Raw genomic sequence first — 7572 nt, 5'->3', positions numbered from 1 at the left:
GCCATTGCAGCATCGGGGCCGGGCCCGCCGACACGTCGCTATGCGCGGTAAAGCTTTTCGTCGAGATCGGCAGCATGTCGTACCTCCGTCCAAAGCGCGCATCCATCGAAGACAGGACACGCCGAGACCATGGATGATCAGCCCCCAACCGATTTTTAGCCTATGCTAGTTTTTCCGGTTGATTCTTGATGTTTGATCGATTATTTCGTCTTTGAGCGCGAAATCAGGTTTCGTCGACTGCCGTAGGCGCTCAATTCCGGCAGACTGTTAACTAGCTTTTAGTCTGACGCAATAACTAAATGACGGCTTGATGATTTCGATCCTGGGATAGATTGTATATAATTTATAGGATGTTATTCATATTCTGAATTAGCCGTCATCGCGACGGCCAAAGCAGCTTCCCAGATGTCGTATCTATGACCAGGTGACCACAGGTCTATGGATCGCACCTGATCGCTCGTACATTGTGCGACGCACAAAAGCAATAATTTGCGCTAACTAGTAATTGCTTTTTTGGGCTTACAACCTGAATCGCTGTGAATTTCTCGGACAACAATCCTATAAAAATATCAATTGTTAATCGCGACGGCGTCTTCGGGCACTGTCATCTGCCGCAACACGATTCGGGCGAATGGTGTCCATCCCCTCTTGCCGGGCATATCACTTGACGCTTGAGAGAACCGGAATGAGACGGAGCCCAGAGTCGATCCTCGAAGGGGATCGACACGTGTCGACGTGATACGAAGCCGCGATCTCCAAGGCGAAACAACGCAGACCTGCCGCCCCACGACGGACTTCGAAACAGCCGACCGATTTCGATTGGGTTGGCAGGATGGGATGTCGCGTGCGACGTGTCGTCCGCCAGGGACGCGCCAGATTTGGCGCAAGACAATATAAAAAAATCGAGGCGGCGCGACTACTTAAGTACAACGAGCGCCGTACCAGCTGAATCCCGATCCGATCACGGCCTTGCAACAGCCCCAGATGCCTGCATTCCCCGTGTGCGGACCGAGGACCGATCTTCCGCAGGAACGAGAAGCCGGCCATGCGAATGCCGGACGCAGGAAGGAGCAAGCCCGCAGAGTGTTTCGGAACTCCCGCGGGGGCCGACGACAGTTGTCATCGCCACTCTGCGCCGATGGCAGCCGATCGAGAGAGGCAGCTCGGCGGGTTCGCGCGTCGACAGCTACTGGGAGGTCGCCACCCGGCCGGCGGCGATCGAGCTGCGAACTTCCAGGACATCGCCGGGATCGAGGAAGTCGTCCTGTTGCGCGGGAATGACCGAAGCCTTGCGGTCGACCGTGCGATGGATCGTGAAATCGAATTTTACGTCGAGCTCCTGAAGAGCGCTCGCCGGACCGTCCGCCGAGACCAGATTTTCGAGCAGGGTCTTTCGCTGAATCAGAAGTTTCTCATGCTTGCCTTCACTCGCGTGCAGACTCGCGAGAAGATTCACGCGGCGCTCCATCTCCAACGATTGCAGGCGATTGACGGCCTCCTCACGATCGTTCTTTGCGGCCTCGACCTGAACCGCGGTCTGAAGCGCACGGGTGGCCGACAGCAGGCTCATCCGGCGGGCGTCGGTGAGACGTTGGGCCGAGCTGATGCCGCGCTGCATGAAGTCGGCCACCTTGGCCGCCTCCACCACATCGGCCTTGGCGCCCTCCTCCTCCTCCGCATGCTGCTTGCTAAGAACCGCGACGCGCGCGGTTGCTCGGACGAGCGTAGCCTGCGCGGCATCGCGCTCCGTTCGAAACTTGTCCATCCGTGCGGCGAGTTGTGCAGCCTCGCCCTTCACGATGGCGGTCTCTGCCGGATCCCGCCCGCTTTGGGACGCTGAACCGCTGTCGAAGGTGATATCGCCTTTGATCTCCGCCTTCGTAGCCTTCAGCTTCGTCCGCTCCTGCACAATCTCGAACTCGATGTCCTTGATCCGACCTCGAAGATCATCCGCGCGCCGGGAATCCTGCATTTCCTTCGACTGTCGCCCCTCGCCTCCAGACGCCGCGACAGCTTGGCGAACCGTCAAACCCGGGCGGAACGGCAGGGGCCCGACGGTCGCCACCGCACCGGCGACGTAGACGGGCCGATAGGCCGCGACATCGACGATCACATCGTCCGGGGACAGAGTGAGGAAGACCTCGTGTCCGTCATGCGTGATGTAGCGGATGTTCCGCTTCGAAAGCGCAGTCCGGATCGATCCTCTGAGCTTGTCGAGACTCACGCCTGTTGCCTCGAACATGCCGGCGAGCGGTACCATGAGCCGTCCGTCGCCGCCGACGGTGACCTTCCAGTCTGAGTTGGGTACGCCGGCAATGAAGACGTTGATCGTGTCACCTGCTGCCAAGCGATATTCCTGCGCGAAACTGCCGCTGCTCAGTGTCTGGAGCCAAACAAACAACACGGCCGCTGTGAAACGGTGCACCCTCGGCCGATCTGACATCACTTTCGAAGCCTCATTTTTGAAGTTTCTCGACTAGAAGCTACGTATATCAATATCCATGGTCAAATCGTTGTTCGGCTCGCAAAAGCTAACAATCGTCTACTAACCGTAAAGGGCATCATAATGCATAGACGAGCGGGTGCCGGCCCCCGAACGGCGAAGGAGCGCCCCGTGGCGGGCGACCGGGCCATGGCCGTCTGGGCAGCTTGCAGACGGGCTGCGGAATACGTGCCCAACCAATGCCGTCGGACCGAGACCCGATCCCGCGGCATTACAAGCGTCTGAAGCGCTTTTCGACCGAGTGGATGCCGGCCGGTCGAAAAGCGCTCCGAGATCCGAACGACTAAAACTAGCAATTGTCGCACTTCCCCTGCGGCCGAGGAGACGCCCAGCGCTTGCCCAAGATGAGCTCCGGGATTTCCGGGTCGTCACGAGCACCGATGAGGCGACGCGCCCGAGAGACGCGAACATACGCGGCGGCTCGAGCGCATGTCGGATCGCTGGTCCATAAACGATCGATCCCGTCGCAATCGCAGCGACTGCCGCTCTCGGTGCGAAGGATCTGTTCGCTGTGCACGGGCCATGATCGCCCGACCACGCACGACGCCGACGCGTTACTTGACAACGCGGAGCGCTCGGGAGTCTGCGCGCGATTTTACTAAATTCTATTTTTGAATTTGTTATTTGTCTTATGTCGTTTTGCGGTGCAAACTCAGCATTGCGCATTGGCGAAAACGGACAGTTCAAATCTTTCTTCTTCGGCCACGACTTGCTAGCCTCGTATTCTGGTCGAGCGAAATCATCGGTTTGCACCCATTATTTCACGGGAGACACGCGTGCTTCAGCGTTTGGAAACTCCGCAACCACGATTCATGCTCTCCGTTGTCATGGTGGTTCAGTCCTTCGACGCCGAGATCGCGAAGGACATTTTCAGCATTGCTAGTGCCGTGGGTTCGCAGCTGCGCGATTGCGAGATCGTTCTGGTCGACGCGACGAGCTCGGACAGCGTGGCGCGCGCACTGCGCGAGCACGTCGATCGCAGCGAGATCGGTAATATTCAAGTATTCCGCCTGATATCTCAGGTCGGCTTCGAAGCCGCCGCATGGGCCGGAATAGAAAATAGCCTCGGTGACTATGTCGCCGTCCTCAACATTAATGCAGAGATTGCATTGACCATTCCAGCGATGCTGGAGAGGATTTCGGAAGGATACGAGCTGGTCTTTGTGCGGAACGTCGCGCCTGTCGCACAGACCGCGCTCGAGGCCGCGCTGGCCGGCCTCTTCCGCCGGGCCTACAGGGCTCTGACCGGCCTCGATCTGACGCAGGAGGGCGCGCAATCACGCCTCATGAGCAGACGCCTGATCAATTTTCTGCTGCAACATCCCCAACCCGTCTTCCGCTATCGAACGTTGCCCGCACTCGCTGGCTGCTCGAAATGCACCATCACATATCATGGGCAGCGCAGACCCACGGGCGAGAGCCGTTTCGCGCACAGAGCGCGCCGCGCCTGGTCGCTGTTGCTGAATAGCTCGACCGCACCGATGAGACTTGCCTCGGGGTTGGCGGTGTCGGGCGCCCTCCTGAACCTGATCTATTCCGGCTACGTCCTCGGCGTCAGCATGTACAAGGCCGACGTGGCACCTGGTTGGGTTACCTTGTCCTTGCAGCAATCCGGCATGTTTTTCATCTTCTCGATAGGGCTGTTCATCATCGCGGAGTATTTCATTCACGTCCTGCGCCAACGCGGAGCGGGGCCGCCGTATTTTATCGTAGGGGAATCAAATAGTTCTCTTCAGCACGTAAAGCAGCGCCTCAATATCGAAGTGGCCTCCGATTGATATGCGCAAAGCTGTCGTCATCGGGGGCGGATTTTACGGTTGTAGCATCGCGCTCTATCTCGCCAAGCAGCGAGGCTTCGCTGTGACGGTACTTGAGACGGCGCCACAGATCATGCAACGCGCGTCCCTCGTCAATCAGGCGCGCGTTCACAATGGCTATCACTACCCACGCAGCCTCACGACAGCCGCCCGAAGCCGCGCGAACTATCCGCTCTTCGTCGAGGCATATGCCGAGTCCGTGGTTCGAGATTTCACCAAGCTCTACGCGCTTGCGCGCATCGGCTCGAAGATCAACGCGAAGCAAATGGAATCGCTGTGCCGATCGATCGATGCCCCGTTGGTTCGCGCTCCACGAGAGATTCGGGCTCTGTTCTCTCCGAACACCGTAAGCGACGTCTATATCGTCGAGGAATACGCCTTCAACAGCGCAATCCTCGCGCGCAAAATCGAGGCCGAGTTGCTTGCCGCGGGGATCGACCTGAGGCTGGCGACGGAGGTCGTGGCGGTCGAGCAGGGGCCGAGCAATGTTCAAGTGACGGCCCGGCGCGAATCGGAGCCCTTCGTCTTCGATGCCGACCTGGCCTTCAACTGCACGTATTGCAACCTCGGTCAGTTTACGTCGAAACCGACGGAGATGGCTCAAGTCCTCAGGCATGAACTAACCGAGATCGCTCTCATAGAGCCCCCGGACGAGCTCAAAGCGTTCGGCGTCACAGTGATGGACGGCCCGTTCTTCTCCTGCATGCCGTTCCCGACGGCCGGTCTGCATTCCCTGACCCATGTTCGATACACGCCGCATGCAACCTGGGACGAGGACAGGGAGCTGACGCCCGACCGGATCTTGCGCGAGAACGGTCGCCAGACCCGCGTGGACTGGATGTTGCGCGACGCGCAACGCTTCCTGCCGGCTCTCGAGCGGTCGCGCTACGTTCGCTCTCTCTACGAGGTCAAAACAGTCCTCAAGATCAACGATGGCAACGACGGCCGGCCGATCATGCTTGCGCGATCACCGCCGTACGGGAGAATGTTTTCGGTACTGGGCGGGAAAATCGATAATATCTATGACATCATCGAGCGGCTGAACGGTGAGGACCTGGCAGCTTGACCGATCGCATCGGCCTACCAATGTCGAGGCGAAGACGATCACGAAAGATCTAGGCTTCGGCGTGAATTTTCTGCAGGTATCACCTCTACTGTCGAAAAACGCAAAATAATCATCAAAATTTCGGAATCATCTACGATGTTTTCTTTGATTTTTTGCTGAGTTCAGCGTACTCTTCTCTCAACAAACCTTTTCAAGTTAAAAGTAGTTACCGACACATCAACAGTTCTGCGCTGATACAGCAAAGGCCTTCCACTATGCTGAAGCTGAAAGACGAAGCATTTTTTCGGAGCGAGCCGTCTTCGGCCGGGTCTGCAAAGGCGAGCAATCTCGTGACGCTGGCGTCGATACTCGGCGCCATTCGTCGGCACAAAAAATCGATCGTGGTGATTTTCGCGATCTGTCTTGGCGCAGCCATCGCCTATCTCACGGTCGCTCCGTCACGCTACACGGCATCGACATCTCTGATGATCGACACTCGGAAGAGCCAGATCATCAGAACGCAGTTCGGCTCCGATCCGCCGCTCGATGCGAGCATCATCGAAAGTCAGGCCGAGATCATCAAATCCGACGACCTCCTGATGAAGGTCGTCAAGGAATACAAGCTGATCGAAGATCCGGAATTCGCCCCCCAGTCCGAAGACAACCGAGGGAGCTTCTGGGATAGCTGGCTCGGGCAGGTCCCGGCGCCGATGAACACCGAGGCTCTCGAGCGAACGGCGGCATTCGTCGTATCGAAGAATCTCAGCGTCAAACGCGTAGGACTGTCTTACGTGCTCGACCTCCGCTACGTGTCCCGGTCACCCATCCGGGCCATGCAGATCGCCAACGCGATCGCCAACGCCTACACCAACGGCGAGACGGAAGCGCGTTACGATGCCACGCGCAAGGCCAACAGCTGGCTGAAGGAGCGGCTCGCGGAGCTGCGGGAACAGACGATCACGGCCGACCGCACGTTGCAGGCCTTCAAGGCAGACATCAACAGTGCTGCGACGAGCGCCGAAGCACAGGTCACCTTACGCAACCTCGAGAGCACCGTTACCGCGACGAAATCGCTCTATGACGCGTATCTGCAGCGCTCGATCGACACCGCACAGCAGCAAGACGTGCCGATGATCGAGGCGCGCATCATCAAGACCGCCTCGGTTCCGCTCAGTCCGAGCTCGCCGAATTTTATCGTCATTCTCGGTCTTGCCATCGTCGGAGCCGGCTGTTTGAGTGGATTGCATATCCTCGTTCGGCAGGGGCGCATCCAGACCTTCGACACCGCCGATCGCGTCGAGGCGGCAACCGGGCTCAGATGCCTGGGCGTGCTCCCGGATCACGCCGCGCGCCGCGGTATCAACATCGCGCGCGCGACCCGGGGAGACTTCGACCTGACGCTCGCCCGAAGCGTCGGCGACGCGCCCTTCGACCGGCCGTTCCGCCAACTGAAGCTCGAGCTGGATACGCGATGCCGCGACACGGCCTGCGTGGTCGGGATCACCTCATCCCTGCCGCGCGAAGGCAAGAGCTTGATCGCCTTCAACCTCGCATTGACCGCCAGCCGCTCCCACGAGCGCGTCCTCCTCATCGATGCGGCTTGCCGGGGCGGAGGGCTATCGGCTGCTCTCGACGTCTCGATCCAACACGGCCTGCGGGACGTCCTGTCCGGACAGGTTGCGGCGACCGACGCGGTCGTCCGGCTGGACGCGGTCGATTTCGACTTTCTCCCGAGCGGCTCCCAAGGCTCCGGCCGGTCGAACGCAGCGTTCTTCAACCAGAGCCGGCTCGAGGTTCTGTTCAAGCAGCTGCGTCCACACTACCACAAGATTTACATCGACCTGCCGTCCGTACACGAGGTCATCGAAGTCAAAAGCTTCATGGCCTGCCTGGACGAGGTGCTGCTCGTGGTGGAGGCAGATCGAACCCAGACCAAGATCGTTGTCGAGGCAGCCTCGGCGCTGTCCGGCCGGTTCGATATCGTCGGCGGGGTCGTCCTGAATCGGGCACGGCCCCAGGGCAGAAGTCTCGCCCATGAAGGTCTCTGACCTTCATGGGCGATCCGGGCCGATCCTCGGTTCGAGCGCTTGAGCGCCTTCATCTCCGACGCACGGTCGCTCCGGGCTGGTGCGAGACCAGTAGTTCTATCGATCATCTCTTGTCGATGCAGCTGATTCTGTTTGACGAAAGAAAACCCGACGTAGCAA

General features: G+C 59.0%; 4 protein-coding genes. 3 read left to right on the top strand and 1 reads right to left on the bottom strand.

Annotated features, from left to right (window positions below; genetic code table 11):
* Nucleotides 1–1186: 1186 nt before the first annotated feature.
* The gene (locus tag MFF07_RS21275; RefSeq protein ID WP_373322412.1) at nt 1187–2443 is read right to left on the bottom strand and encodes a polysaccharide biosynthesis/export family protein; all 1257 of its coding nucleotides are present in this window, start codon (nt 2441–2443) and stop codon (nt 1187–1189) included.
* An 836-nt stretch (nt 2444–3279) separates the two neighbouring features.
* Here MFF07_RS21275 and MFF07_RS21270 point away from each other — a divergent pair.
* The 3 genes from MFF07_RS21270 to MFF07_RS21260 all read left to right on the top strand — a co-directional run bounded on the left by MFF07_RS21270 (nt 3280) and on the right by MFF07_RS21260 (nt 7413).
* On the top strand, nt 3280–4281 hold the full coding sequence (locus tag MFF07_RS21270) for a glycosyltransferase (protein ID WP_147817831.1): 1002 nt from the start codon (nt 3280–3282) through the stop codon (nt 4279–4281).
* Between the two features lies 1 nt (nt 4282).
* Nucleotides 4283–5386, top strand: a complete 1104-nt coding sequence (locus MFF07_RS21265; RefSeq protein WP_147817832.1) for an NAD(P)/FAD-dependent oxidoreductase — start codon at nt 4283–4285, stop codon at nt 5384–5386.
* A gap of 254 nt (nt 5387–5640) precedes the next feature.
* The gene (locus MFF07_RS21260; RefSeq protein WP_238232826.1) at nt 5641–7413 is read left to right on the top strand and encodes a GumC family protein; all 1773 of its coding nucleotides are present in this window, start codon (nt 5641–5643) and stop codon (nt 7411–7413) included.
* Nucleotides 7414–7572: the final 159 nt, after the last annotated feature.

The organism is Methylobacterium thuringiense, from assembly GCF_022179645.1.
Classification (GTDB): Bacteria; Pseudomonadota; Alphaproteobacteria; order Rhizobiales; family Beijerinckiaceae; genus Methylobacterium; species Methylobacterium thuringiense.
This window is presented reverse-complemented; position numbering and strand designations above follow the sequence as displayed.

Coding starts and splice junctions, on each gene's coding strand:
- MFF07_RS21260 (WP_238232826.1), top strand. CDS start 5,641: ATGCTGAAGCTGAAAGACGAAGCATTTTTTCGGAGCGAGCCGTCTTCG.
- MFF07_RS21275 (WP_373322412.1), bottom strand. CDS start 2,443: ATGTCAGATCGGCCGAGGGTGCACCGTTTCACAGCGGCCGTGTTGTTT.
- MFF07_RS21265 (WP_147817832.1), top strand. CDS start 4,283: ATGCGCAAAGCTGTCGTCATCGGGGGCGGATTTTACGGTTGTAGCATC.